This window comes from Cellulomonas sp. RIT-PI-Y (genome assembly GCF_025642745.1).
Lineage (GTDB): Bacteria > Actinomycetota > Actinomycetes > Actinomycetales > Cellulomonadaceae > Cellulomonas.
On record NZ_JANZKP010000040.1, the window covers coordinates 1 to 25,644 of the forward strand.

The 25,644-nt window shown below is 73.2% G+C and carries 23 protein-coding genes; 18 read left to right on the plus strand and 5 right to left on the minus strand.

What is annotated here, in order from left to right; all coding sequences use genetic code 11:
* The 7 genes from OGL89_RS12370 to holA form a co-directional block, all read left to right on the plus strand.
* A partial coding sequence (locus tag OGL89_RS12370; protein ID WP_263120454.1) for a FeoA family protein occupies window positions 1–230 on the plus strand: 230 nt, incomplete at its 5' end.
* Between the two features lie 107 nt (window positions 231–337).
* Window positions 338–1,537, plus strand: a complete 1,200-nt coding sequence (locus OGL89_RS12375) for an MFS transporter (protein ID WP_263120455.1) — start codon at window positions 338–340, stop codon at window positions 1,535–1,537.
* 10 nt (window positions 1,538–1,547) lie between these two features.
* The gene (leuS, locus tag OGL89_RS12380; RefSeq protein ID WP_263120456.1) at window positions 1,548–4,475 is read left to right on the plus strand and encodes a leucine--tRNA ligase; all 2,928 of its coding nucleotides are present in this window, start codon (window positions 1,548–1,550) and stop codon (window positions 4,473–4,475) included.
* 62 nt (window positions 4,476–4,537) lie between these two features.
* Window positions 4,538–5,374 carry a DegV family protein gene (locus OGL89_RS12385; protein ID WP_263120457.1) on the plus strand — a complete coding sequence of 279 codons (837 nt, stop codon included), beginning with the start codon at window positions 4,538–4,540 and terminating at the stop codon, window positions 5,372–5,374.
* Between the two features lie 99 nt (window positions 5,375–5,473).
* The gene (locus OGL89_RS12390; protein WP_263120458.1) at window positions 5,474–6,295 is read left to right on the plus strand and encodes a ComEA family DNA-binding protein; all 822 of its coding nucleotides are present in this window, start codon (window positions 5,474–5,476) and stop codon (window positions 6,293–6,295) included.
* Window positions 6,292–7,821, plus strand: a complete 1,530-nt coding sequence (locus tag OGL89_RS12395; protein WP_263120459.1) for a ComEC/Rec2 family competence protein — start codon at window positions 6,292–6,294, stop codon at window positions 7,819–7,821. The genes OGL89_RS12390 and OGL89_RS12395 overlap by 4 nt, the downstream gene beginning before the upstream one ends.
* A 67-nt stretch (window positions 7,822–7,888) precedes the next feature.
* Window positions 7,889–8,860, plus strand: coding sequence for a DNA polymerase III subunit delta (gene holA, locus OGL89_RS12400; protein ID WP_263120482.1), 972 nt, complete (start codon window positions 7,889–7,891; stop codon window positions 8,858–8,860).
* A 93-nt stretch (window positions 8,861–8,953) separates the two neighbouring features.
* Here the strand turns inward: holA and OGL89_RS12405 are convergent, their stop codons facing one another.
* Window positions 8,954–9,709: an EAL domain-containing protein gene (locus OGL89_RS12405; RefSeq protein WP_263120460.1), complete on the minus strand. Its 756-nt coding sequence runs from the start codon at window positions 9,707–9,709 to the stop codon at window positions 8,954–8,956.
* A 238-nt stretch (window positions 9,710–9,947) separates the two neighbouring features.
* Here OGL89_RS12405 and OGL89_RS12410 point away from each other — a divergent pair, with 238 nt between their 5' ends.
* The 3 genes from OGL89_RS12410 (at window position 9,948) to OGL89_RS12420 (ending at window position 13,051) form a co-directional block, all read left to right on the plus strand.
* Entirely contained in the window at window positions 9,948–11,258 is a 1,311-nt protein-coding gene (locus tag OGL89_RS12410) for a helix-turn-helix transcriptional regulator (protein ID WP_263120461.1), read from the plus strand.
* 245 nt (window positions 11,259–11,503) lie between these two features.
* Window positions 11,504–11,629, plus strand: coding sequence for a hypothetical protein (locus OGL89_RS12415; protein ID WP_263120462.1), 126 nt, complete (start codon window positions 11,504–11,506; stop codon window positions 11,627–11,629).
* 93 nt (window positions 11,630–11,722) lie between these two features.
* The gene (locus tag OGL89_RS12420) at window positions 11,723–13,051 is read left to right on the plus strand and encodes a helix-turn-helix transcriptional regulator (protein ID WP_263120463.1); all 1,329 of its coding nucleotides are present in this window, start codon (window positions 11,723–11,725) and stop codon (window positions 13,049–13,051) included.
* 186 nt (window positions 13,052–13,237) lie between these two features.
* Here OGL89_RS12420 and rpsT read toward each other — a convergent pair whose 3' ends face one another.
* Together rpsT and OGL89_RS12430 are read right to left on the minus strand one after the other, a co-directional pair.
* Window positions 13,238–13,498 (minus strand): 30S ribosomal protein S20, encoded by a 261-nt coding sequence (gene rpsT / locus OGL89_RS12425; protein ID WP_263120464.1) that lies wholly within the window; start codon window positions 13,496–13,498, stop codon window positions 13,238–13,240.
* A gap of 201 nt (window positions 13,499–13,699) precedes the next feature.
* Window positions 13,700–14,395 carry a maleylpyruvate isomerase family mycothiol-dependent enzyme gene (locus tag OGL89_RS12430; protein WP_263120465.1) on the minus strand — a complete coding sequence of 232 codons (696 nt, stop codon included), beginning with the start codon at window positions 14,393–14,395 and terminating at the stop codon, window positions 13,700–13,702.
* A gap of 44 nt (window positions 14,396–14,439) precedes the next feature.
* Here OGL89_RS12430 and lepA point away from each other — a divergent pair, with 44 nt between their 5' ends.
* The 3 genes from lepA to hemW are packed head-to-tail and all read left to right on the plus strand — an operon-like array spanning window position 14,440 to window position 18,379.
* Window positions 14,440–16,332, plus strand: coding sequence for a translation elongation factor 4 (lepA, locus tag OGL89_RS12435; RefSeq protein ID WP_263120466.1), 1,893 nt, complete (start codon window positions 14,440–14,442; stop codon window positions 16,330–16,332).
* On the plus strand, window positions 16,329–17,138 hold the full coding sequence (locus tag OGL89_RS12440; protein WP_263120467.1) for an isocitrate lyase/phosphoenolpyruvate mutase family protein: 810 nt from the start codon (window positions 16,329–16,331) through the stop codon (window positions 17,136–17,138). The genes lepA and OGL89_RS12440 overlap by 4 nt, the downstream gene beginning before the upstream one ends.
* Entirely contained in the window at window positions 17,138–18,379 is a 1,242-nt protein-coding gene (gene hemW / locus OGL89_RS12445; protein ID WP_263120483.1) for a radical SAM family heme chaperone HemW, read from the plus strand. Before OGL89_RS12440 ends, hemW begins: the two co-directional genes overlap by 1 nt.
* A gap of 42 nt (window positions 18,380–18,421) precedes the next feature.
* Here the strand turns inward: hemW and OGL89_RS12450 are convergent, their stop codons facing one another.
* A complete protein-coding gene (locus OGL89_RS12450) occupies window positions 18,422–18,919 on the minus strand; it encodes a DUF4870 domain-containing protein (RefSeq protein ID WP_263120468.1) in 498 nt (165 codons plus the stop codon).
* Window positions 18,920–19,085: 166 nt separating this feature from the next.
* On the opposite strand from OGL89_RS12450, the gene OGL89_RS12455 reads away from it, so the two are divergent.
* On the plus strand, window positions 19,086–20,072 hold the full coding sequence (locus OGL89_RS12455) for a hypothetical protein (RefSeq protein WP_263120469.1): 987 nt from the start codon (window positions 19,086–19,088) through the stop codon (window positions 20,070–20,072).
* A 54-nt stretch (window positions 20,073–20,126) separates the two neighbouring features.
* Here OGL89_RS12455 and OGL89_RS12460 read toward each other — a convergent pair whose 3' ends face one another.
* Window positions 20,127–20,978: a DUF3097 domain-containing protein gene (locus OGL89_RS12460; RefSeq protein ID WP_263120470.1), complete on the minus strand. Its 852-nt coding sequence runs from the start codon at window positions 20,976–20,978 to the stop codon at window positions 20,127–20,129.
* Between the two features lie 49 nt (window positions 20,979–21,027).
* Here OGL89_RS12460 and OGL89_RS12465 point away from each other — a divergent pair, with 49 nt between their 5' ends.
* The 4 genes from OGL89_RS12465 to OGL89_RS12480 are packed head-to-tail and all read left to right on the plus strand — an operon-like array spanning window position 21,028 to window position 25,521.
* Entirely contained in the window at window positions 21,028–22,500 is a 1,473-nt protein-coding gene (locus OGL89_RS12465) for an MFS transporter (protein ID WP_263120471.1), read from the plus strand.
* A gap of 54 nt (window positions 22,501–22,554) precedes the next feature.
* The gene (hrcA, locus tag OGL89_RS12470; RefSeq protein WP_263120472.1) at window positions 22,555–23,583 is read left to right on the plus strand and encodes a heat-inducible transcriptional repressor HrcA; all 1,029 of its coding nucleotides are present in this window, start codon (window positions 22,555–22,557) and stop codon (window positions 23,581–23,583) included.
* A 37-nt stretch (window positions 23,584–23,620) separates the two neighbouring features.
* On the plus strand, window positions 23,621–24,751 hold the full coding sequence (gene dnaJ, locus OGL89_RS12475) for a molecular chaperone DnaJ (protein WP_263120473.1): 1,131 nt from the start codon (window positions 23,621–23,623) through the stop codon (window positions 24,749–24,751).
* The gene (locus OGL89_RS12480; RefSeq protein WP_263120474.1) at window positions 24,751–25,521 is read left to right on the plus strand and encodes a 16S rRNA (uracil(1498)-N(3))-methyltransferase; all 771 of its coding nucleotides are present in this window, start codon (window positions 24,751–24,753) and stop codon (window positions 25,519–25,521) included. The genes dnaJ and OGL89_RS12480 overlap by 1 nt, the downstream gene beginning before the upstream one ends.
* Window positions 25,522–25,644 lie beyond the last annotated feature (123 nt).

Below are 25,644 nucleotides of genomic sequence, written 5' to 3' on the forward strand. Positions count from 1 at the left end.
GCACCGTGGCCCGGATCTCCGACTCCGACCCCGGGCTGCTGCGCTACCTGGCGGAGATCGGCGTCGTGCTGGACGCGCGGGTCGAGGTCGTCGAGCGCCGCGACTTCGCCGGGATGACCTCGGTCCGGCTCACCCCGCCGGGGAGCGACCCGCGGACGGTGGAGCTCGGCGAGCCGGCCGCCCGGGCGATCTGGGTGCTGCTCGACGGAGCGGGTACGCCGTCCCAGTAGGCTGATCCGACCGGAACAGCGACGGCGCTCGACGGAACGGGCTGCCGCACCCACCGTCCCCTCGGTGTGCACCGGCGGCAGGATTCTCGACCGCAGGAGCACAGCGCATGACCCAGGACGTCCTCGACCCGAACCCGATCGTCCGCCGTGCCCGGCTGCCGTTGCTGGCGCTGGCGCTGGGCGGGTTCAGCATCGGCACCACCGAGTTCGCGACCATGGGCCTGCTGCCCCTGATCAGCGAGGACCTGGACGTCACGATCCCGCAGGCCGGGCACGTCATCACCGCCTACGCCCTCGGGGTGGTGGTCGGTGCGCCGCTGCTGACCACGATCGCCGCCCGGATGAACCGGCGCACGCTGCTGCTGGTGCTCATGCTCGCCTTCACGCTCGGCAACCTGCTGTCCGCGTTGGCCCCGACCGCGGGCTGGCTGGTCGTGGCCCGGTTCGTCGCCGGACTGCCGCACGGCGCGTTCTTCGGGGTCGGCGCCGTGATGGGCGCGTACGTCGCCGGCCCGGGTCGTCGCGGTCAGGCGGTGGCGACGATGATGGCCGGGCTGACGATCGCGAACGTGGTCGGCGTCCCGCTGTCGACGGTGCTCGGGCAGCTGCTCGGCTGGCGGATCGCCTTCGTCGCCGTCGGGGTGCTCGGGGGCCTGACCCTGCTCGCGCTGTGGCGCTGGCTGCCCGGGATGACCGTGCCCGAGCACGCCTCGGTGCGCTCGGAGCTGGTCGCGCTGCGCAACCCGGGGCTGTGGGTGGCGGCCGGGGCCGGGGCGATCGGCTTCGGCGGCATGTTCGCGGTGTACTCCTACATCTCCCCGCTGTTGACCGAGGTGACCGGGATGCGGGAGGCCACCGTGCCGATCGTGCTGGCGCTGTTCGGCGTCGGCATGACGATCGGCACCCTGCTCGGCGGGAAGCTCGCCGACCGGTCGGTGATCCGGACCGTGCTGATCGGCTTCCTGACCACGATCCTGGCGCTGGTGCTGATCGCGCTGCTCGGTGCCTGGCTGGTGCCCGGCGTGCTCGCGGTGGTCGCCCTCGGCGTCGCCTCCCAGGTGCTCGGCCTCGGCCTGCAGTCCTGGCTGATGGACCTGTCGCCCGCGGCGCCGTCGCTGGGCGCGGCGCTGTGCCATTCGGCGCTGAACGCGGGCAACGCCTTCGGTGCCTGGTCCGGCGGTCTGGTGATCGCCGCGGGTCTCGGCTACCTGGCGCCGGCCTGGGTCGGGGCAGGGCTGGCCGTGGTCGGCTGCGCCGTCGTGGCGGTCGCGGTGACCGTGGGCCGGAGCAGGTCCTCGGCTCGGTAGACTCCGCCGGGTGACCTCGCCCGTTTCCCCCAGCAGCCCTGAGTCCAGCGCGCCCGCCGAGGTGCCGTTCCGCTACACCGCGGCCCTCGCGGAGCAGATCGAGCTCAAGTGGCAGCAGGAGTGGCTCGACCGCGGCACCTTCCACGCCCCGAACCCCGGCGGCGAGCTGACCGACGGCGACGGCCGCCACGCGAAGCCCGGCGCCAAGCCGTTCTTCGTGATGGACATGTTCCCGTACCCCTCCGGCGCGGGCCTGCACGTCGGCCACCCGCTGGGGTACATCGCCACCGACGTCGTCGCCCGCCACCGCCGGATGCAGGGCGACAACGTGCTGCACGCGCTGGGCTACGACGCCTTCGGCCTGCCCGCCGAGCAGTACGCGGTGCAGACCGGACAGCACCCGCGCGGCACCACCGAGGCCAACATCGAGATCATGGCCCGGCAGCTGCGCCGGCTGGGGGTGGCCCACGACCCGCGCCGGTCCTTCGCCACCATCGACCCCGGCTACGTGCGCTGGACGCAGTGGATCTTCCTGCAGATCTTCGAGTCCTGGTACGACGAGGACGCGGTCCGGCCGGACGGTGGCCGCGGCGCCGCACGCCCGGTGTCGACCCTGGTCGAGGCGTACGAGAACGGTCGCGAGCTGCCCGACGGCGGCTCGTGGGCCGACCTGGACGAGGTCGCCCGTCGCCGGGTGATCGACGGACAGCGCCTGGCCTACGTCTCCGAGACCCCGGTGAACTGGTGCCCGGGTCTGGGCACCGTGCTGGCCAACGAGGAGGTGACCTCCGACGGTCGCTCCGAGCGCGGCAACTTCCCGGTGTTCCAGCGCACGCTGCGGCAGTGGAACATGCGGATCACCGCCTACGCCGACCGGCTGGCCGACGACCTGGCGCTGATCGACTGGCCGGAGAAGGTCACCGCGATGCAGCGGAACTGGATCGGCCGCTCCGAGGGTGCGCACGTGCACTTCGAGGTGACCGACGCCGACGACGCGCTGACCGTGTTCACCACCCGCCCGGACACCCTGTTCGGCGCCACCTACGTGGTGCTGGCCCCCGAGCACCCGCTGGTCGACCAGATCGTGGCCGGTGCGGGCGACGCCTGGGGCGAGGACGTGCCCGAGGTGTGGCGCGGCGGCGCGGCCACCCCGGCCGACGCGGTCGCCGCCTACCGCCGGGAGGCCGCGGCCAAGACCGCCGTGGAGCGCCAGGCCGACGCGGGGCGCAAGACCGGTGTGTTCACCGGCGGCTATGCACTGAACCCGGTGAACGGCGAGTCGCTGCCGGTCTTCATCGCGGACTACGTCCTGATGGGCTACGGCACCGGCGCGATCATGGCGGTGCCCGGCGGCGATGCCCGGGACTTCGCCTTCGCGCAGGCCTTCGAGCTGCCGATCGTCTACACGGTCGAGACCCCGGCGGACTTCGCGGGGGACGCGGCCTGGACCGGCGACGGCGCGGTGGTGAACTCCGCGAACGAGTCGCTGAGCCTGAACGGGCTGCCGGTCGCCGACGCCAAGACCCGGATGATCGACTGGCTGGAGGCCGAGGGCGCGGGCGAGCGCACGATCACCTACCGGCTGCGCGACTGGCTGTTCAGCCGCCAGCGCTACTGGGGCGAGCCGTTCCCGATCGTCTACGACGAGAACGACCTGCCGGTCGCGCTGCCGGACTCCGCGCTGCCGGTCAATCTGCCGGACGTGCCGGACTACGCGCCGCGCACCTTCGACCCCGAGGACGCCGACTCCTCGCCGGAGGCGCCGCTGAGCCGGAACACCGACTGGGTCGAGCTGACCCTGGACCTGGGCGACGGCCCGAAGACCTACCGCCGCGACACCAACACCATGCCGAACTGGGCCGGTTCCTGCTGGTACTACCTGCACTACCTGGACCCGGAGCACCGCACCGGCCAGGTGGTCGACCCGGAGCTGGAGCAGTACTGGATGGGGCCGGGCCACAACCCGGGCGACACCCACGGGATCGGCGGCGTCGACCTGTACGTCGGCGGCGTCGAGCACGCGGTGCTGCACCTGCTGTACGCCCGGTTCTGGCACAAGGTGCTCTACGACCTGGGCCACGTCGCCAGTCGCGAGCCGTTCTACAAGCTGTTCAACCAGGGCTACATCCAGGCCTTCGCCTACACCGACGCGCGGGGTGCGCACGTGCCCGCCGCGGAGGTCGTCGAGGACGGAGCGGTCGGCTCCGGCTTCAGCTGGAACGGCGAGGAGGTCTTCCAGGAGTACGGGAAGATCGGCAAGTCGCTGAAGAACGTCGTCTCCCCGGACGAGATGTACGAGGCCTACGGCGCGGACACCCTGCGGGTCTACGAGATGTCGATGGGGCCGCTGGACCTGTCCCGCCCGTGGGAGACCCGTGCCGTGGTGGGCGCCCAGCGGTTCCTGCAGCGGGTCTGGCGCAACGTCGTCTCCGAGGACACCGGTGAGCTGACCGTCTCCGACGAGGCGCCCACGGTGGAGACCCTGCGGGTGCTGCACCGCACGATCGCGGGCGTGGCCGAGGACATGGCGGCGATGCGGATCAACACCGCCATCGCCAAGCTCATCGTGCTGAACAACCACCTCACCTCGCTGCCCGCCGTGCCGCGGTCGGTGGCGGAGTCGCTGGTGCTGATGACCGCGCCGATCGCCCCGCACCTGGCCGAGGAGCTGTGGCAGCGCCTGGGACACGAGCGGTCGCTCGGCCACGAGCCGCTGCCGACGGTGGACCCGCAGTACCTGGTGGACGACACCGTGACCTGCGTGTTCCAGGTGCAGGGCAAGGTCCGGGGGCGGGCCGAGGTCAGCCCCGGCATCTCCGACGAGGCGCTCACCGAGGCGGCGCTCGCCGACCCGAACGTGCAGCGCGCGCTGGACGGTCGCGGGGTGCGCACGGTGATCGTCCGGGCGCCCAAGCTGGTCAACGTGGTGCCGGCCTGAGCGGTCTGCCGGCTCTGATCGGCCGGCTGCGGCTGCCACGGCGGTCGCAGCCCGGCTCGGTCGTGCCCCGGGTCGCGGTGGTCACCGACTCCACAGCGGCGCTCGGCCCGGATCAGGCCGCGGAGTGGGGGATCACGGTCGTCCCGCTCGACGTCGCCGCCGGTGACCGGCGATTCCGCGACGGGGTCGACCTGGACGCCGCGCAGCTGCTCGAGCTGGTGTCCGGCGGCGCACGGATCAGCACGTCCCAACCCGCCCCCGCGGCCTTCGCCGAGGTGTACCAGCACCTCGCCGACCAGGGCGTGCGCGAGGTGGTGTCGGTGCACCTGTCCGGCAGGCTCTCCGGCACCGTCCGGGCGGCGGGGCTGGCCGCGCAGCTCGCCCCGCTGCCGGTGCACGTGGTCGACTCGTTGAGCGCCGGCCTGGGACTCGGCTTCGCGGCGCGGGTCGCCTCCCGGTTCGACGGCGACGGTGCCGCGGTCGCCGCCGAGGCCGAACGGGTCGGGCGCTCCACCTCCGCCTGGTTCGTGGTCGACTCGCTCGACCACCTGCGCCGCGGCGGCCGGATCAGCGCCGCGGCCGCCGCGCTCGGCACGGTCCTCGGCCTGCGTCCGGTGCTCGCGCTGCGGGAGGGGCGGATCGACGTGGTGGAGCGGGTGCGTACCCGGTCCGCGGCCCGCGACCGACTGGTGCAGCTGGCGCGGGACGAGGCGGCCCGGCGCTCGGGCCCGGTGCGGATCGCCGTGCATCACCTCGGACGGGCGGAGACCGCGGAGGCGATGGCCGAGCAGCTGCACGAGGTCGACGGCGCGGTCGAGATCCGGGTCGCCGAGGTCGGTGCGGTGCTCGGTGGGCACCTGGGCGCAGGGGCGCTCGCGGTCATCGTCGTCGATGCCTGAGCGGGCTACGACTGTCCACAGCTGAGCGCCGAGGGCCGTGGTCCCCAGGACGGCCGGCACGGGATCGGCACCGTGGCGCCCGCTTCCTAGCCTGCGGACATGACGAGGAACACGGCGGGGGAGCGGCTGGGCGGCTGGCCCGGGGCGGAGGCGGTCGACGCGCAGGACGCCGACGTCGCGACGCCGATCCGGGGAGTGCCGCTCGTGGCAGCCCCGCAGCCGCCCGATGAGCAGCGGCGGACCAGTGCGGCCCGTGCCCGGTTCACCGCCGCGGCCGCGACGGTGCCGTCGGACGCCCCGGTGCCCGGCGCACGGAGAGCCCGGCACCGCCTGCGGTGGCAGATCGCGCCGCGCACCGCGGCGATCGCCCTGCTCGCCCTGGCGCTGATCGCGGGGACCGCGGTGTTCCGCTCCCTGTCGGCGGTGTCCGGGACCCCGGTCGAGCTGGCGGAGCCCCGGGCCACCGCGACCCCGGCGTCCCCGGACGAGCAGCCGTCCGCCGTGTCGACCGTGCTGGTCCACGTGGTCGGGCAGGTCGCGGCACCGGGCCTGGTGGAGCTGCCCACCGGTGCACGGGTCTCCGACGCGGTGGACGCGGCGGGCGGTCCGCTGCCGGACGCCGACCTGGCCGCGCTCAACCTGGCCGCGCCGGTGCAGGACGGTGCGCAGGTCCGGGTGCCCGCGCCCGGGGAGATCGCGGCCGACGTCACCGGGTCCATGGCGGACGGCGGGCTGATCGACCTCAACCGCGCGTCCGCCACGCAGTTGGAGGAGCTGCCCGGCGTCGGACCGGTGCTGGCGGCCCGGATCGTCGAGGACCGGGAGGCCAACGGCCCGTTCACGAGCGTCGACGACCTGGACCGGGTGTCGGGTATCGGGCCGTCGGTGCTGGCCGACCTGCGCGATCGGGCGACGGTGTGACCACGGACGGCGGGACGGCCGTCCACCACGAGCCGCCCGATCGCAGCGCGGTCGACCTGCGCCTGGCCGTTCCCGCCCTGGCGGTCTGGCCGAGCGCACTGGTCCTGACGGCTGCACCCGTCGTGGCCTCCGGGCTGTTCGGGGTCGTAGCGGCGCTGGCACTGGCGGCTCTCCTCGTCCGTCGACCGGCGATCGGGCGTGACCGGTCCGCCCGTCCCCGGTTCGGGTCACCGCTCCTGGTCTGCGGCACGGTCCTCCTGCTCAGCCTCAGCTGCGCCGCCCGGATCGCGGCCCGGGACGCCGGCCGGATCGCCGAGCTCGCCCGGTCCGGCAGCACGGTCGAGCTGGTCGGCACCGTACGGTCCTCGTCCGCGCTCGCCTCCGGAGCACCCGGAACGTGGCAGGTCCTGCTCTCCGTCGAGGCGCTGCGGCCGGTCGGCTCGTCCGCGGCCTGGTCCCCCTCGGGGGCGGCCGTGCGCCTGTTCGTGCCGGACGGCCCCGACGCCGGGACCCGGGTCGTGCTCACGGCACGGCTGTCCCCGTCCGCCAGCGGCCACGACCGTGCTGTCGCGATCGGCCGGGTGCGGGGCGAGATCAGCACCCGGGACCGGCCCGACCCGTTGACGTCGGCGCTCGCGAGCCGACGCCACGCCCTGACGTCGCTGGCCGCAGACCTCCCGGGGGACGCGGGCGCCCTGCTGCCCGGGGTGGCGGTGGGGGACACCTCGGCGCTCGGATCGCTGGACGCCGCGATGAAGACGTCCGGGCTGGCCCACCTGACCGCCGTCTCCGGTGCGCACTTCAGCATGATCGGTGCGGTCGTGCTCGCTCTGTCGTCCTGGTGCGGCGTGCCCCGGCGGTGGCGCTGGCTGCCGGTGTCGGCGGTCGGCGGGTGCTTCGTCCTGCTGGTCGGCCCCGGCCCGACGGTGGTGCGCGCCGCGCTGATGGGCGGGATCGGCGTGCTGGGGATCGCGGTCGGACGGCCGTCGCGCTCGGTCCCGGCGTTGCTGGCCGCGGTGCTGGTGCTCCTGATCGCCGATCCGTGGCTGTGCGCGGACCTGGGATTCCTGCTGTCGGTGGTCGCGACCGGCGGTATCGCGACGCTGGCGGCACCACTGGCCGGCCGGTGGACGTCGGGCCGGGTCCCGTCCGCCCTGGCCGTGGCACTGGCGGTCCCGGTCGCCGCGCAGGCCGCGTGCGCCCCGGTGATCCTGCTGATCGATCCGGCCGTGTCGCTCTACGCGGTCCCGGCGAACCTCGTCGCGGCCCCCGCCGTGGCCCCGGCGACGGTCGGCGGACTGCTCGCGGCGCTGTGTGCGGGCTGGTGGCCGTTCGGCGCCGAGCTCTGCGCGGCGGTCGCCGGCACGGGCTGCTGGTGGATCGGGGCGGTGGCCCGGTGCTGCGCCGCCCTGCCCGGCGCCCGGGTGTCCTGGCTGGCGGGATGGCCCGGCCTGCTCACCCTGGTGGTCGCGACCGGCGCGGGACTCGCCCTGCTGCTCCGGTGTCGTCGGGGCATGGCACCCTAGGGGCGTGCCCGCTGCCACCGCCTCCCGCCGTCCCGCCCGTGGCGCCGCCCGGTCCGGACCGGCCGGTCTGGCCTGGGACGAGGCCGAGCTGGCGCCGGTCGTGCTCGTCACCGGACCGGAGGCGCTGCTGGCCGAGCGCACCGTCGACCGCCTGATCGGGCTGGCCCGGGAGCGGGACGCCGCGGTCGAGGTGACCCGGATCGACGGTTCGGCCTATGCCGCCGGCGAGCTCGTCCTGGCGACCAGCCCGTCGCTGTTCGCCGAGGACCGCCTGATCGTGGTGGAGAACGTGGAGAAGGGCACCGACGAGCTGATCACCGACGCGATCCGCTACGTCGGAGCCCCGGAGAGCGACGTGGTGCTCATCCTGCGGCACGGCGGCGGACAGCGCGGCAAGAAGCTGCTGGACACCGTGAAGCAGGCGGGCTGCCCGGTGATCGCCTGCGAGGCGATGAAGCGGGATGCGGACAAGGCGACTTTCGCCACCCAGGAGCTGCGCCGTGCGGGCCGGCGGATGGACGCCCGGGCGGTCCGGGCACTGGTCGACGCGGTCGGTTCCGACCTGCGCGAGCTCGCCGCCGCGTGCGGACAGCTGATCGCCGACACCACCGGCGTGATCGGCGTCGAGGTGGTCGAGCGCTACTACGGCGGCCGGATCGAGGCGACCGGGTTCCGGGTCGCGGATGCCGCGGTCGCGGGGTCCTCGGGGGAGGCGGTCTCGCTGCTCCGGCACGCGCTGGCCACCGGGGTCGACCCGGTGCCGCTGGTCGCCGCGCTGGCGGCCCGGCTCCGGATGCTGGCCAAGGTCTCGACCGTGCGTGGCCGCGGGGCGGGCGCTGAGCGGGACCTCGGTCTGGCGCCCTGGCAGATCGACCGGACGCGCAAGGAACTGGCGCACTGGACCCCGGAGACGCTGGCAGAGGCGATCACCGCGGTGGCGCAGGCCGACGCCGAGGTGAAGGGCGCGAGCCGGGACCCGCAGTTCGCGGTCGAGCGCGCGGTGCTCCGGATCGCGCGGGCGGCGGCCCAGCGGGGCTGATCAGCGGGACCGGACCGGCTCGGCGCACCGTCCTCGGTGGCTGAGCCCCACCGGGAGCCCGGGACCGGCATGTGCCGTGCCCGGGCCGTCCGGTCAGATCAGGCGACCGATGCTGTCGTGGTCCGGCCCGACCAGCGGCGCGGCGCTGCGGTCCAGCAGCAGGCACTTCTCCAGCAGGTTCCCCTGGTAGAGGTCGAATCCGAGCTGCCGCGACCCGCGCAGCTCCACGCTGGATTCGACGAACTCCGCCACCAGGAGAGCCCCGTGCGAGCGGGCCAGCTCGACCACCGGTTCGCCCTCGATGTCGAGGTCCCGGGCGTCGATCTTCACGAAGTCGGCCTGGGGCAGGAGCATCCGCTGGTCCGGACGGGACACGAATCCGGACATCGCGACCCGGAAGCCGCGTTCCCGCAGGCGCCGGACCCCGCGCAGGATCTCCTCGTCGATCCGGGTCGCCGCCGGGATCTCGATCACCAGCCGGTCGGGCCGGGACGGCAGCGGCAGGGTCCCGACCAGGAAGGCCCGCGGGCACCGCACGAACAGCCAGCGCCCGTGGCCCACCTCGTCCACGTCGGCCCGGCCGAAGGTGGCCCGGAGCACCGCACTGGTCGCTCGCTCGTGCTGCAGGTCGGTCCAGCCCGCCGCGTCCACCCCGGCGGCCGACTGCGAGGTGCGGAACGCCAGCTCGTACCCGAACGGGTGCAGCCTCGGGGAGAAAATGCCCTGGCGTCCGACCACGACCCGCTCTGCCGCGACGTGCACGTCCCACTGCTGCCGCAGCAGCGACGGGAACGCGGACTCCACGTCGGCGGTGAGGAGCCGGTTGAGCTCACCCTCGGGTCGTGTCATGTCGGCTATGACAACACACGAATTCCGCATGTGACACCCGCGGATCCGGCATTCATCCACCCAACCCCCATGGAATCGGGGCAGATCGGCGCAAGTTCACCCGTACGGCCGTATGTATGCGCGCACATATACCGCATCTCCGGGTCATCCTGACGTCAAGCCCACCATGACAACGTGCCATGGACGCCTTGGTAACCTGCGGCGACGGGCGGGAGGAGACCACGGGGGGAACCGGACGATGACGACCCTGGGCGCGCGTCTGCGTGCGGCACGGCTCGCCGCGGGGCTGACCCAGAGCGATCTGGCGGGAGCCGGAGTCTCCGCGAGTTTCGTCTCCCGGATCGAAGCGGATGTGCGTCAGCCGGGCACGGAGGTGCTGCGCGTCTTCGCCCACCGGCTCGGGGTGAGCCCGGACTGGCTGCGGCGAGGGACGGCGGGGGGTCGGCCGCCGGCCACCGCGCTGGAGATCCGCGACCTGGCCGCGGCGGACCTGGCGGCCGGTGACCCGGAATCGGCGCGGGAACGACTCTCGGGGCTCGACCCTGCGGTGGTCCCGGTGCAGCACCGGGCGTCGACGGCGGTGCTGCTGTCGCACGCCCAGGAGCTCTGCGGCGACTTCGAGGCGGCCCGCACCGGGTTGGAGCCGCTCTGGGAGGATGCCGTCGCGCACGAGCGCGCGGAGGACGTGCTCACGCTCACCCGCGGACTGCTGTACCTCTACATCGTCGGAGGCCGCCAGGACGTGGCACTCCGGGTGGGCACCCGAGCGCTCGCGACGATCGCCGGGCACGAGGTGGATCCGGACGAGCGGCTGCGGGTCGGCGCCACGCTGATGTGGGCCCAGATCGATCGTGGTGACCTCGTCCACGCCCGGCAGCGTGGACGCGAGCTCCTCGCCGAGGCGACCGCGGCCGGGTCGGTGGCAGGCCGGGCGGCGGTGCTGTGGAATCTGTCCTCCACGGAGAAGGAGAGCGGGCGGTTCGACTGGGCGCGGCGTTATGCCAGGTCCGCCGTCGAGCTGATGGGGGACGGGCCGGGGGCCCGTGATCGCGACTTCTTCCGGGCACGCCTGCACTACGGGTCGACGGCGCTGCACGGGGAGGACGCCGCGATCGAGGTGGCGCTCGACCAGCTGTCCGCCGCGCGCTCCGGGCTCGCCGTCCTGGGCGGCCCGGTCGACCTGGTGACGCTGGACGTCGAGCACTCGCGAGCCCATCTGCTGCTCGGCGACCTCGCCGAGGCCGAGCGCTGGGCCGAATCCGCGCTGGGCCACGGTGTGCAGCCCGCACCGGCCTGGCAGGTCGAGGCGATGATCGCCCTGGCCGACGTGCTGATGGCCGGGCGCCGCACGGCCGCCGCGCGGGATCTGTGTCAGCGCGCCTCCGGCGTGCTGGAAGCGGCGGGGGACGGTCGGGAGTCGGCGGCGCTCTGGCGCGCGTTGGGCAGCCGACTGCACCTGGGCGGAGCCTCCGAGGCGGCGTCCCGCGCCTTCGACCGCGCGCTCTCCGCGGCGGGACTCCGTCCGCGTCGCTCGGCGTCGCGGGCGTGACGGGTCCCGGTGGGATCCACGCACCCGTCCGAGTGAACGGCACGGATGACCCGGAGTCGTGGGATTCGGTGACCTCGCTCGACCTGTCGACCTGCAGCGATGCGCAGGTCAGCCGCGACGTGTCCGGTCCGGTTTCACCCGTTTAGGGGTGAAACGCCCAACGTCCGATTCGGGCTTGGCGTGTCCCGGACCTGCTTGTCATGATTTCTCTGACAACCAGTCAACATCCGTCCCTTGGAGTAGTCATGCGCCGTTCGCTGAAGGTCCTCGCCGCCGCCGCTGTGGTCGCCGTCCTGTCCTTGGGCACCACCGCCCCCGCCACGGCCGGGCCTGTCGTCATCATGGGGAACTGCTGCCGTCCCGCGCTGTGAGCCCCGCGGTCGCCGACCGTGTCCTCGCGCACCGCGCGCTCTGAACGGGTGACGTCCTCGCTGTCGGGCGCTGTAACAGCTACTCTGACTGCCATGACGACTATGGGTGACCGCGTCCGCCAGGCGCGGGTTGCTGCGCAGATCTCGCAGACCGCGCTCGCGGGCGACAAGCTCTCGCCCAGCTACGTCTCGCTGATCGAATCCGGTCGGCGCGAGCCCACCGATGCCGCTCTGGCGGTCCTCGCCGAACGGCTCGGCCTCACGGTCGAGTACCTGAAGTTCGGTGACGAGGGACCGGCCGAGGCTCAGGCGCGACTGGCGCTCGACTACGCCCAGCTCGACCTGGTCTCGGGTGAGTTCGGCTCCGCCGTCGAGCGGCTGCGTGGGCTCGACCTGTCCGTGGTCACCCGGCCGGTGCGGATCAAGGCGCTGCTGGCGCTGGCGAACGCGCACGAGAAGCTCGGCGACCTGGAGCAGTCGGTCACGATCCTGGAGCCCCTGGTCAAGGACCTGCGGGAGAGCGGCGACACCCTGGACCTCGCGACGGCGGCCACGGCTCTCGCCGGTGACTACATCGAGAGCGGAGACCTGGCCCGCGCGGGCGAGATCGGCGACGCCGCGATGAGCGACCTCGAGGACGCCGGCCTGGTGGGCACGGACGAGCACCTGCGCCTGGGGTCGACCCTGATCTGGGTCAACGTCGCACGCGGCGACCTGTTGTACGCGACGCAGCGAGCCGCCGAGCTGATCCGCGAGGCGGACCGCCTCGGGACGCCCCGCGGGCGCGGTTCGGTGTACTGGAACGCGGCGGTCGTCGCGGAGCAGCGCCGGGACTACACGCTGGCCAAGCGCTACACCGAGCGGGCGCTCGCGCTGCTGGACGACGGCGAGATCAGCCGTGACCTGCCGCGACTGCGCGGCAACTTCGCCTACCTGCTGCTGTGCGGCGACCCGGCGGAGCCCGCGCTGGCGCTGGAACAGCTGGACCTGGCCGAGCCGGAGCTGAAGCTGCTCGGGTCGGAGGTGGACCTGGCGGAGGTCGACATCAACCGGTCCCGGGCCCATCTCCTGCTGGGGGACGCCGCGCTGGCCGTCGCGCACGCACGCACCGCGCTGGACCGCCTCGCCGGCCAGACCCGGTTGGAGAACGCGGACGCTCAGGTCGCTCTCGGCGACGCGCTGCACGCGCTCGGTGACACCGACTCGGCCGCCCGTGCCTACAGCTGGGCCGCGGAGATGCTGAGCATGATGACCGCCTCCCGGCAGTCCGCCGCGGTGTGGCGCGACCTGGGCGATCGGTTCCAGGGCAACGGCGAGGTCGCGCGGGCGGCCGCCGCGTACGACCGCGCACTCCGCGAGGCGGGGTACCCGGCGAACGTGCCCACCCCGGTTCGCGAGCTGTGGGCGCAAGCGATCGGCTGATCAGCCGGTCCCAGAGGACTCGAGGGCGTCATCCTGCAGGGGGGATGACGCCCTCGAACTGTCTCCGGACCCCGCACCGCGCCCCGCCATCCGGAGCACCGCTCGTTCCCGGCGCGCACCGCCCCGGGGACGACAAGAGGGGCGTCATCCCAGCCGGGATGACGCCCCTCTCGAAGCTGCGACGCGTCAGAGCGTGTGCACGGCCTTCGCCAGCGCCGACTTCTTGTTGGCAGCCTGGTTCTCGTGGATGACACCCTTCGACACGGCCTTGTCGAGCTTCTTCGACGCGACGGTCAGGGCGGAGGTCGCGGCGTCCTTGTCGCCACCGGCGACAGCCTCGCGCACGCGGCGGATGTACGTCTTGAGCTCGGACTTCACGGCCTTGTTGCGCAGCCGGGCCGCCTCGTTGGTACGGATCCGCTTGATCTGGGACTTGATGTTGGCCACGTTGTGGACTTCCTCTGGTGTTCGCCGAAGCGGTGGACAGGTCGTAGAGGGCGCGTCCGACTCCGGGACTGGGGCGTGGGGACACCCGCGGAGAGGAATCGAACTAGTGCCCGCCGACCCGGGCGGACACGCGACTGACGAGACTACCAGGCGGAGACCGGTGAGCCCTAGTCGGGGTACGTCACCCGGTCGTGGGGTCCATCACGGCGTGAGGGCGGTGGACAGCAGCAGATCAGCGGCGCGGCGGTCGCCGGTCAGCTCCAGGCCGGACGGGCCGGTGCGGCGCCAGAGCAGCCGGGCGAGGGTGTGCGCGTCGGCGGTGACGGTGGCGGCCGGGCCGGTGGTGCCGAGGCTCCAGCGGCGATCGGTGTCGGCGGCGTGCAGGGTGAGCGTGGCGCCCAGCGGGGCGATCCGCCCGAGTCGGAGCTGGCGCGGGGTGAGGACCGTGACCACCTCGTCGACGGTGTCGGACCAGAGCAGGGGATCGGTCACCGGCTGCGGTCGAGCGTTCGCGGTGGCCAGGTCGTCGAGGTGGACCAGGGTCTCGTGCAGCTGGCGGCGGTGCCAGAACGAGGCGGGCCCGGGTCCGTTCAGGGTCAGGGCGGGGAAGTCGGGGCCGAGCCGGTCCAGGGCGGCGCGAAGGTGTGCGGCGGCGTCGCGGTAGTAGCGGCGCAGGGCGAGCGGGTCCCGGGGGCCCACGGTGTCGTCGTCGTCCTCGCTGCCACCGGCGGCCATGCCCGCGGCCCACCGGTGGATGTTCGCCAGATGCAGCGCCAGGTCGGTGACGGTCCACGGCAGGCAGGCGGGAACCGGTGCCTCGGGGTCGGCGGTGCCGAGGAGGTCGCCGAAGGCGTCCTGGGCGATCCGCAGGGCGGGCAGCCATGAACCGGTGGGCATGGGACGATGGTGCCAGTCCCCGTCCCGTGAAGCCGAGAGTGACCGTGTCCCCGATTCCGACGCCTGCCCAGTCCCAGCGCATCGCGCCAGCCGCGACCTCTCCGGACCTGCTGCGCAACTTCTGCATCATCGCGCACATCGACCACGGCAAGTCGACTCTCGCCGACCGGATGCTGCAGCTCACCGGGGTGGTCGACTCCCGGGCGATGCGGGCGCAGTACCTGGACCGGATGGACATCGAGCGCGAGCGCGGCATCACGATCAAGTCGCAGGCGGTGCGGATGCCCTGGGCGGTCGAGGACGCAGCCGGCACCCTCGTCCCGTACGCCCTGAACATGATCGACACCCCGGGACACGTCGACTTCACCTACGAGGTCTCCCGGTCGCTGGCCGCCTGCGAGGGTGCAGTGCTGCTGGTCGACGCGGCGCAGGGCATCGAGGCGCAGACCCTGGCGAACCTGTACCTGGCGCTGGAGAACAACCTCCAGATCATTCCGGTGCTGAACAAGATCGACCTGCCCGCCGCGCAGCCGGAGAAGTACGCCGAGGAGCTCGCCAACCTGATTGGCGGCGACCCGGAGGACTGCCTCAAGGTGTCCGGCAAGACCGGTGAGGGCGTGGAGGCGCTGCTGGACCGGATCGTGCAGCTGGTCCCGGCACCGGTCGGGAACCCGGGCGCCGAGACCCGGGCGATGATCTTCGACTCGGTCTACGACACCTACCGTGGCGTGGTCACCTACGTCCGGGTGGTCGACGGCGACCTGAACCCGCGCGAGCGGATCACCATGATGTCCACCAAGGCGTCGCACGAGCTGCTGGAGATCGGGGTGATCTCCCCGGAGCCGGTGCCGACCAAGGGGCTGGGCGTCGGTGAGGTGGGCTACCTGATCACCGGTGTGAAGGACGTGCGCCAGTCGAAGGTGGGCGACACCGTCACCAAGCAGCACCGACCGGCCGCCGAGGCGTTGGGCGGCTACTCCGACCCGAAGCCGATGGTGTTCTCCGGGCTGTACCCGATCGACGGGTCGGACTACCCGGCGCTGCGCGACGCGCTGGACAAGCTGAAGCTGAACGACGCGGCGCTGAACTACGAGCCCGAGACCTCGGTGGCGCTGGGCTTCGGCTTCCGGGTCGGCTTCCTGGGCCTGCTGCACCTGGAGATCATCCGCGAGCGGCTGGAGCGCGAGTTCGGCCTCGACCTGATCTCGACCGCGCCGAACGTGATCTACGAGGTCACGATGGAGGACCGCAGCGAGGTGCTGGTCACCAACCCGAGCGAGTTCCCGGGCGGCAAGATCCGCGAGGTCCGCGAGCCGGTGGTGAAGGCGACGATCCTGGCGCCGACCGAGTTCGTGGGCGCGATCATGGAGCTGTGCCAGACCCGGCGCGGCGACATGCAGGGCATGGACTACCTGTCCGAGGACCGGGTGGAGATGCGCTACCACCTGCCGCTGGCCGAGATCGTCTTCGACTTCTTCGACCAGCTGAAGTCGAAGACCCGCGGCTACGCCTCGCTCGACTACGAGCCGATCGGCGACCAGGCGGCGGATCTGGTCAAGGTCGACATCCTGTTGCAGAGCGAGCAGGTCGACGCGTTCAGCGCGATCGTGCACAAGGAGAAGGCCTACGCCTACGGCCTGATGATGGCCGGGAAGCTGAAGGACCTCATCCCGCGCCAGCAGTTCGAGGTGCCGATCCAGGCCGCGATCGGCTCCCGGATCATCGCCCGCGAGACGATCCGCGCGATGCGCAAGGACGTGCTGGCCAAGTGCTACGGCGGTGACATCACCCGTAAGCGCAAGCTGCTGGAGAAGCAGAAGGAGGGCAAGAAGCGGATGAAGACCATCGGCCGGGTCGACGTCCCGCAGGAGGCCTTCATCGCGGCGTTGTCCTCCGACGCCGCTCCGGCCAAGGACAAGGACGCCAAGAAGAAGTGAGCCACGACGCTGCACGGCGGCGGTTCGCCGAGCTGCACGCGCGGCCCGGGGTCTGGGCGTTGCCGAACGCCTGGGACGCCGGATCGGCGCTGCTGCTCGCGGACGCCGGGTTCGAGGCGGTGGCGAGCACCAGCTCCGGTCTGGCCTGGTCGCTGGGCACCGAGGACCTGCGGCTGAGCCGTGCGCAGCTGCTGGCGCACGTCCGGGCCGTGTCCGGGGTGCTGCGGGTGCCGTTCTCGGTGGACGCCGAGGACGGGTACGCGCAGGACGCCGCCGGGGTCGGGGAGACCGTCGCCCTGCTGGCGGACGCGGGTGCCGCGGGGGTGTCGATCGAGGACTACGACGCCGCGACCGGGAGCGTGCGCGCCCTGGACGTGGCGGTCGAGCGGGTCGCCGCCGCCGTGGCGGCGTCGCACCGGGTCCCGGGGGCGCCGCTGGTGGTGACCGCGCGCTGCGAGAACCCGCTGTACGGCATCGCGGACCTGGACGACACCATCGCCCGGCTGCGGGCCTACGCGGACGCCGGAGCGGACTGCGTGTATGCGCCGGGGCTCCGCAGCCTCGCGGAGGTCGAATCGGTGGTGCGCGCGGTGCCGGTCCCGGTGAACGTCCTGGCCTGGGCGGACGGACCGACGGTGGCCGAGCTCGGCGCGGTCGGCGTGCGACGGGTGTCCGTGGGCGGCGTGCTGGCGTCCGCGGCCTACGGGGCGCTGCTGCGCGCGGCGGCCGAGCTGCGCGACCGCGGTACGACGACCTTCCGGGCGGACGGGCTGACCGAGTCCGATCGCACGGCCTTCCGGGCGTGATGGCCCCCGCGCTGCCGGACGGCGACCCGGCCCCCGAGGACGGCCGGCTGCCGGAGACCGTCCGGGACGGCGCCGCCGACCGCAGCTTCGGGATCTACCTGCACGTGCCGTTCTGCACGGTGCGCTGCGGGTACTGCGACTTCAACACCTACACCGCGACCGAGCTGGGCGGCGGTGCGAGCCAGTCGTCCTACGCGGAGACCGCACTGAGCGAGATCGCGCTGGCCCGTCGGGTGCTGGCCGAGGCGGAGCTGCCGGAACGCCCGGTCGGCACCGTGTTCGTCGGGGGCGGGACACCCACCGTCCTGCCCGCCCGGGACCTGGCGCGGATGCTGGACGGGGTCCGCGACTCCTGGGGTCTGGCACCGGGCGCGGAGGTCACCACCGAGGCGAACCCGGACTCGGTGACCCCGGACGACCTGGCAGCACTGTCGGCGGCGGGCTTCACCCGGGTGTCCTTCGGGATGCAGTCCGCGGTGCCGCGGGTGCTGGCCACCCTGGACCGGACCCACGACCCGCGCCGGATCCCGGACGTGGTCCGCTGGGCGCGGGACGCCGGTCTCGCGGTGTCGTTGGACCTGATCTACGGCACCCCGGGGGAGAGCCTCGACGACTGGCGGGCCAGTGTGGAGTCGGCGCTGGCCACCGGGGTGGACCACATCTCGGCCTACGCGCTGGTGATCGAGCAGGGCACCCGGATGGCGGTGCAGGTGCGGCGCGGGGACCTGCCGTTGCCGGAGGAGGACGACCAGGCGGCCAAGTACGAGCTGGCCGACGACCTGTTCTCCGCGGCCGGGCTGACCTGGTACGAGGTGAGCAACTGGGCGCGCACCCCGGACGACGCGTGCCGGCACAACCTCGCGTACTGGCGCAACGACGACTGGTGGGGGATCGGTCCCGGTGCGCACAGCCATGTCGGCGGGACGCGCTGGTGGAACGTGAAGCACCCGCGGGCCTACGCGGACCGGCTGGCCTCGGGGGTGAGCCCGGCGGCGGGCCGGGAGCTGATCGAGCCGGAGAGCGCCCAGCTGGAGCGGGTGATGCTCGCGGTACGGCTGCGGGAGGGACTGCCGGTGTCGGCGCTGTCCTCGACCGCTCGGACCCGGGTGGCCGCACTGGTGGCGGACGGCTTGGTCGACGGGCTGGCGGCGCTCGGCCGCGGGGTCGACGTGCCGCGGGTGGTGCTGACCCGGCGCGGGCGACTGCTGGCCGACGCCGTGGTCCGCGACCTCACGGACTGAGCGGGCGGTGCGCCGGACGGTGCGGCCCGGCGCACCGGCGGCTCACTTGATCAGGCGGAGGCACACCGGATAGCGGTACCAGGTGTACTTGTTGGCCGCGACGGCGGCGATGATGCCGAACACCAGCGCGGCGACGCTGACCAGCGGCACCAGGAAGCTCAGCAGGCCGAAGGTGACAGCGGCCAGGATGCTGGTGCCGATGTAGGCGATCAGCACGGTGAGCGAGAAGTTCAGCGCCTCCTTGGACTGGTCCTCGAGGTAAGGTCCGCGGCCCCGGTAGACCAGCCAGATGATCAGCGGCGCGACGAAGCTGAACAGGATCGCGCCGACGTGGCTGAAGATCGCCCACAGCTTCTCGTCCTGCGGGGTGAGCGGTGCGCCGGTCGGGGCGCTGTACTGCTGCTGCGGACCGCCGGCGGGGGCGCCGTAGGGCTGGCCCGGTGCGCCGTAGGGCTGGCCGGTCGGTGCGCCGTACTGCGGCTCGCCGGCAGGCCGGTCGTTCCAGGGCTGGTCCGGCTGCGGCTGCTGGGGCTGCGTCATGGGTACTCCTGCTCGGGTGGGGCACGGATGGCTGCGCAGTGACAGTAGCGATCCTGAGTGCCGGATGGGCGAACCTGTCCACCAGTGCGTCGTCTTGACACTGTTGACGCGGTTTCGGTTCGCTGTCTCCGCTGGGCGATGCGCGCCCGGGACGAGGAGGCCTGCTATGACTGACCCCACCGGCGCGACCCCGCCGCGCGACGACGACCCGAACGCTGCCGGACAGCAGCCCCCGGCGGGCGAGCCGTACGGACAGCAGCCCTCCGGCCAGCAGCCGCCGACCGGAGCGCCTCAGGAGCCGTACGGTCAGCCGCAGCAGCCCTACGGCCAGCAGCCGCCGACCGGAGCTCCGCAGCAGCCGTACGGTCAGCCGCAGCAGCCCTACGGCGAGCCGCAGCAGCCTTACGGCCAGCCCTACGGTCAGCAGCCGCCCGCGGCTCAGCCCTACGGCGGTCCGGCGGGGTACGCCCAGCCCTCTGCCGGCTCCGCGATCGGCGACGGCTTCTCCTGGGCCTGGGGCAAGTTCACCCAGAACGCCGGCCCGCTGATCGGCGGCCTGGCGGTCTACGGTGCGGCGCTCGTGGTGCTGATCATCATCTTCTTCAGCATCATCATCGGCGGTACGGCGGCGGCCACGGACGCCTACGGGAACGTGCGTCCGGGCGCGGCCGGGGCGGCCTTCGGCGCCTACCTGATCTTCTTCGCGCTCGTGCTGCTGTTCGCGGCCTTCGTGCAGGCCGCGGTGATCCGGGTGGTCACCGAGGTGATGAACACCGGGCGCACCAGCTTCGGCAGCTTCTTCCGGATCGACCGGGTCGGCACCGTGCTGCTCGCGGCGCTGCTGGTCGGTCTGGGCACGGGGATCGGCACCGCGCTGCTCTACCTGCCGGGCATCGTGTTCGCGTTCTTCGCCCAGTTCACCCTGTTCTTCGTGATCGACAAGGGCTTGGGCGCGATCGACGCGATCAAGGCGAGCTTCCAGCTGGCCTACAAGAACTTCGCCACCGCCGCGCTGCTCTACCTGGTCGTGCTGGTGGCCTCGTCCATCGGCGGCTCGCTGTGCGGCATCGGTGCGCTGGTCACCACGCCGCTGGCCATGCTGGTCTCCGGCTTCGTGTTCCGTCGCCTGCACGGCGAGGGCGTCGCGGCCTGAGTCGTCCACCGGAGCGCCGTCGTCCCACCCGGGACGGCGGCGCTCCGTCGTTCCTCAGGCGGTCACGAAGTCGATCAGCTCCTCGACCCGGCCGAGCAGCGACGGCTCCAGGTCGGCGTAGCTGCGGACGCTGCGCAGGATCCGCTGCCAGGCCCGGGCGACGTCCGCCTGCTCGTCCGCGGGCCAGCCGAGCTCGCGCAGGATGCCGCGCTTCCACTCCGTGCCGCGCTCGATCACCGGCCAGCGCTCCAGCCCGATCCGCTGCGGGCGGACCGCCTGCCACACGTCCACGTACGGGTGACCGAGCACCAGCACGGTGCCGTTCGTCACCGTGCGCAGCGCCGCGTCGGCGATCCGCTGCTCCTTGGACCCGGGCACCAGGTGGTCGACCAGCACGCCGACCTTGCGCCCGACGGTCGGGTCGAAGTCGCGCAGCGCGTCCTCCAGGTTGTCGACGCCCTGCAGCAGCTCGACCACCACGCCCTCGGCGCGCAGGTCGTCGCCCCAGACCTTCTCCACCAGCTCGGCGTCGTGCTTGCCCTCCACCCAGATCCGGGAGCCGCGGGCGACCCGGGCGCGCTGATCGGGGGCGGCGAGCGACCCGGAGGCGGTGCGTCGCGGACCGGTGGCCGCCGCTGCAGGCCGGTGCGGGACCAGCTCGACCGGGGCGCCGTCGATCCAGAAGCCCGGACCGAGCCGGAAGGTGCGGGTCCGGCCGTGCCGGTCCTCCAGGACGACCACGTGCTCGCCACCGGACTTCTCCACCCGGGTGATCGCACCGACCCAGCCGGTGGTCACCTCCTCGACCACCAGTCCGCGCTCGGCGGGGACCGGGCGGGAGGCGGGTCGCCGGTGCGCGGACTGCGATCCGGAGGACAGGACGTCGGAGCCGTAACGGTCGTTCACGTCCGGCAGCGTAGGTGTGGATGTCCTGGCGCCGTGGTAAGACACGTCGGTGACATCCCCCGCTGACGCCGACCTGGATCCGAACCGCTGGCGAGCCCTCGGGGTGTGTCTGGCGATCGGGTTCATCACCATGCTGGACGTCTCGATCGTGAACGTGGCGCTCCCGTCGATCGAGCAGAGCCTGGAGGCCTCGGCCAGCCAGCTGCAGCTGATCGTCGCCGGGTACACCCTGGCGTTCGGGTTGGTGCTCGTGCCCGCGGGACGGCTGGGTGACGCGCGCGGTCGCCGACGGCTGTTCCTGATCGGGCTGACCGGCTTCGCGGTGACCAGCCTGGGCGCCGGGTTCGCCCCGTCGGACGAGGTGCTGGCGATCCTGCGCCTGTTGCAGGGGGCCAGCGCCGGTCTGCTGAACCCGCAGGTCGTCGGCACGATCCAGCAGCTGTTCTCCGGCTACGAACGCGGTCGGGCCTTCGGCTACTTCGGCGCGACCATCGGGGTGTCCACCGCGATCGGTCCGCTGCTGGGCGGCCTGATCATCCAGGCGTTCGGGGCGGAGCAGGGCTGGCGCTGGGTGTTCTTCGTGAACGTGCCGGTGGTCGCGGTGGTGCTGCCGTTGGCGATGCGCTGGCTGCCGAAGACGGCGGCCCGTCCCCGTGGGCCCGCCGGGACGCTCACCGCGAGCGGCCGGCCACGGCTGGACGTGCCCGGCCTGGTGCTGATCGCGCTCGCGGCGACGGCGGTGATGCTGCCCTTCGTCACCACCACCGGCAGCGGCGACGACGCGTCCCGGTGGTGGTGGCTGCTGGTCGGGCTGGTGATCGCGGTGCTGACGGTGCTGTGGGAGCGGGCCTACCAGCGCCGGACCGGGGCGGCGGTGCTGGACCCGCGGGTGATCGGCGACCCGGCGTTCCGCAACGGCGCGCTGCTCGGGATGGCGTACTTCGCCGGGTTCACCTCGGTGTTCCTGGTCGTGACGATCTACCTGCAACAGGTCGCCGGGTACACGCCGTTGCAGGCCGGGCTGGTCGGCATGCCGTTCGCCATCGGGTCGGCCATCGCGGCGCAGCGGTCCGGGAAGCTGGTGGCCCAGCACGGCCGGCTGCTGGTGGTGATCGGGCTCGTGCTGGTGCTGGCCGGGCTCGCCGGGACCGACGTGGTGATCCGGGTGGTGGACCCGCCCGCGGTCGCCTGGGCGGTGGCGGCGACCCAGATGATCGCCGGCGTGGGCTCCGGGCTGGTCATCTCCCCGAACCAGACCCTGACCCTGGCGAACGTGCCGGTCGAGCGCGCCGGGGTGGCGGGGTCGATGCTGCAGGTCGGCCAGCGGATCGGGTCCGCGCTCGGGGTGGCGGTGGTGCTGTCCACCTTCTACTCCGGACTGTCCGCGGGCATGGACGGCGGACCGGCCGCCGGGCGCGCGCTGCTCGTCACGGTGGCGCTGGTCGCGATCGCGCTGGTGGTCGGCGGGTTCGACCTGGTGGCCCGTCGGCGCGAGCAGGAGGCGGCTGGACCCGGGGCGTAGCATTGGCACTCGGTGTCCGAGAGTGCTACCCGACGCACCAGGAGGAGGTGGACGATGGCCGAGGACCGCAGGCTCGACGTGTTGCGCGCGATCGTGGAGGACTACGTCTCCACCAAGGAGCCGGTCGGCTCCCGCGCCCTGGTCGAGCGGCACTCCCTCGGCGTCTCCCCGGCCACGATCCGCAACGACATGGCGGCGCTGGAGGAGGCCGGGCTGATCGTCCAGCCGCACACGTCCGCCGGAAGGGTGCCCACCGACAAGGGGTACCGGCTGTTCGTGGACCGGCTGGCCACCCTCAAGCCGCTGTCCACCCCGGAGCGCCGGGCGATCGAGACCTTCATGCAGGACGCGGTCGACCTGGACGACGTGGTCGACCGGGCGGTGCGGCTGCTCGCGCAGCTGACCCACCAGGTCGCGGTGGTCCAGTACCCCTCGCTGCGCCGGACGGCGCTGCGGCACGTGGAGCTGGTCCCGGTCGCGGAACGCCACCTGCTGGTGGTGATCATCACCGAGCACGGCCGGGTCGAGCAGCGCACGCTGGAACTCGCGGACCCGATGGACCTGGCCACCGTCGCCCGGCTGCGGATGCTGCTCAACGTGGCGGCGGCCGGTCGGCGGCTGTCCGACCTGGACGCGGCCCTGGCCGGGATCGCGGACGAGGTCGAGCCGGAGTCCGGCGCCCTGCTGCACGCCGTCGTCGGGGTGATCGAGGACACCCTGGCGGGGGAGAGCGAGGAGCGCGTGGTCGTGGCCGGCACCGCCAACCTGGTCCGCGGCAACACCGACGTGGCCCGCACGCTCAGCCCGGTGCTCGAGGCGCTGGAGGAGCAGGTGGTGCTGCTCCGGCTGCTGTCCGACGCCGCCGAGGACGAGGGCGTGTCGGTGCGGATCGGCCGCGAGACCCGGCACGAGGGGCTGATCGAGGCCAGCCTGGTCAGCTCCGGCTACGGCACGGACGCGGACGGCGGTGGCACGGCGGTCGCCCGGATCGCCTCCCTCGGCCCGCTCCGGATGGACTACCCCGGCACGATCGTCTCCGTGCGTGCCGTCGCCCGTTACCTGTCGCGCATCCTGGCCAACTGAGCCCGACCGACGACCCCCCTGATCGAGGAAGCACTCTGTGAACGATTACTACGAGGTCCTGGGCGTCCCGCGCGACGCCACCGGCGAGCAGATCAAGAAGGCCTACCGCCGACGGGCACGTGAGCTGCACCCGGACGTCGCCGGATCGGACGCCGCCTCGGAGGAGAAGTTCAAGGACGTCCAACGCGCGTACGAGGTGCTGTCCAACCCGGACAAGCGCCAGATGTACGACCTGGGCCAGGACCCCACCGCTCCCGGCGGTGGCGGCGGTCAGGCCGGCGGCTTCGGTTTCCAGGACATCTTCGAGACGTTCTTCGGCGCGGCGGCCGGTGGGGGGCAGCGGGGCCCGATCCCGCGTGCCCGCCGGGGCCAGGACGCGCTGATCCGGCTGGACCTGGACCTGTCCGAGGCGACGTTCGGCGCCCACCGCCAGGTGCCGATCGACACCGCGGTGGTGTGTCCGACCTGCTCGGGCTCCTGCTGCCGTCCGGGCACCTCGCCGCGGACCTGCGAGGTCTGCGACGGCCGCGGCACCGTGCAGCGGGTGGCCCGGTCGTTCCTCGGCCAGGTGATGACCACCCAGCCGTGCGCGGCCTGCCACGGCTTCGGCACGGTCATCCCCGAGCCCTGCGCCGAGTGCGCGGGCGAGGGCCGGGTGCGCTCGCGGCGGACCCTGGAGGTCGACGTGCCCGCGGGCGTGGACACCGGCACCCGGATCAAGCTCACCGCCCAGGGCGAGGTCGGCCCCGCCGGTGGTCCGGCGGGCGACATCTACCTGGAGGTGCGCGAGCGCCGCCACGACACCTTCCTGCGCGAGGGCGACGACCTGCACTGCACGTTGCAGGTGCCGATGACCGCCGCCGCGCTGGGCACGGTGCTGACCCTGGACACCCTGGACGGTCCGAAGGAGGTCGACCTGCGCCCCGGCACCCAGCCGCAGCAGGTGGTCACCCTGAAGAACCTCGGCGTCGGGCACCTGCACGCCGGCGGCCGCGGCGACCTGCACGTGCACGTCGACGTCCAGGTGCCGACCGGTCTGGACGAGGAGCAGTCCGCGCTGCTGCGGCAGCTGTCCGCACTGCGCGGCGAGGAGCGCCCGGACGCCCGGCTGCAGGCCGCCAGCACCGGGGTGTTCGCCAAGCTGCGCGACAAGCTCTCGGGTCGCTGATGACGGCGCCGGTCTTCGTGACCGACCCGGGCCAGCTGGCGGGCTACGACGTCGGTGACGTCTACCTGCTGCACGGGGCCGAGGGCCGGCACGCCGGGGTGGTGCAGCGCCGCGCGGCGGGGGAGCAGATCGACGTGGTCGACGGCGCCGGGGTGCGCCTGGTCGGGGAGATCGAGTCGGTCGGTCCGGAGGGGGTGCACCTGCGGGTGCGCCACCGGGTCGAGGAGCCCGCCTCCGCGCCCCGACTGGTGCTGGTCCAGGCGCTGGCCAAGGGCGACCGGGACGAGATGGCGATCGAGGCAGCCACCGAGGTCGGCGTCGATGCCGTCGTCCCGTGGCAGGCCGAACGCTCGATCGTGATCTGGCGCGGCGACCGCGCGGCCAAGTCCCGGGCGCGCTGGCTCGCCACCGTCCGGGCGGCCGCCAAGCAGTCCCGGCGGGCCTGGGTGCCCGCGGTCGAGGAGTCCGTCGATCGCCGCGCCCTGGTGGCCCGGACCGAACGGGTCGTCGCGGCCGGCGGTGTGGTCCTGGTGCTGCACGAGGAGGCGACCACTCCGCTGTCCGGCGCTCTCGCGCTGCCCGCGGAGGGCACGGACGCCGAGGTGCTGATCGTGGTCGGCCCGGAGGGCGGCATCTCCGAGCAGGAGACCGCCGCGCTGGTCTCGGCGGGCGCGCACACCGTCCGGCTCGGCCCGCACGTCCTGCGCACGTCGACCGCCGGCACGGTCGCCCTGACCCTCCTGGCCACCGCCCTCGGCCGCTGGGGCTGAGCGCACCTCCGATCCGCTGAGCCGAGTGCGAAGAAGCTGTCGCCCATATCGCCCGAAGCGCGACGACTTCTTCGCACTCGGCAGGTTCTCGGGCGAGGGTGTGCACGGTCGGGTGGTCCGGGG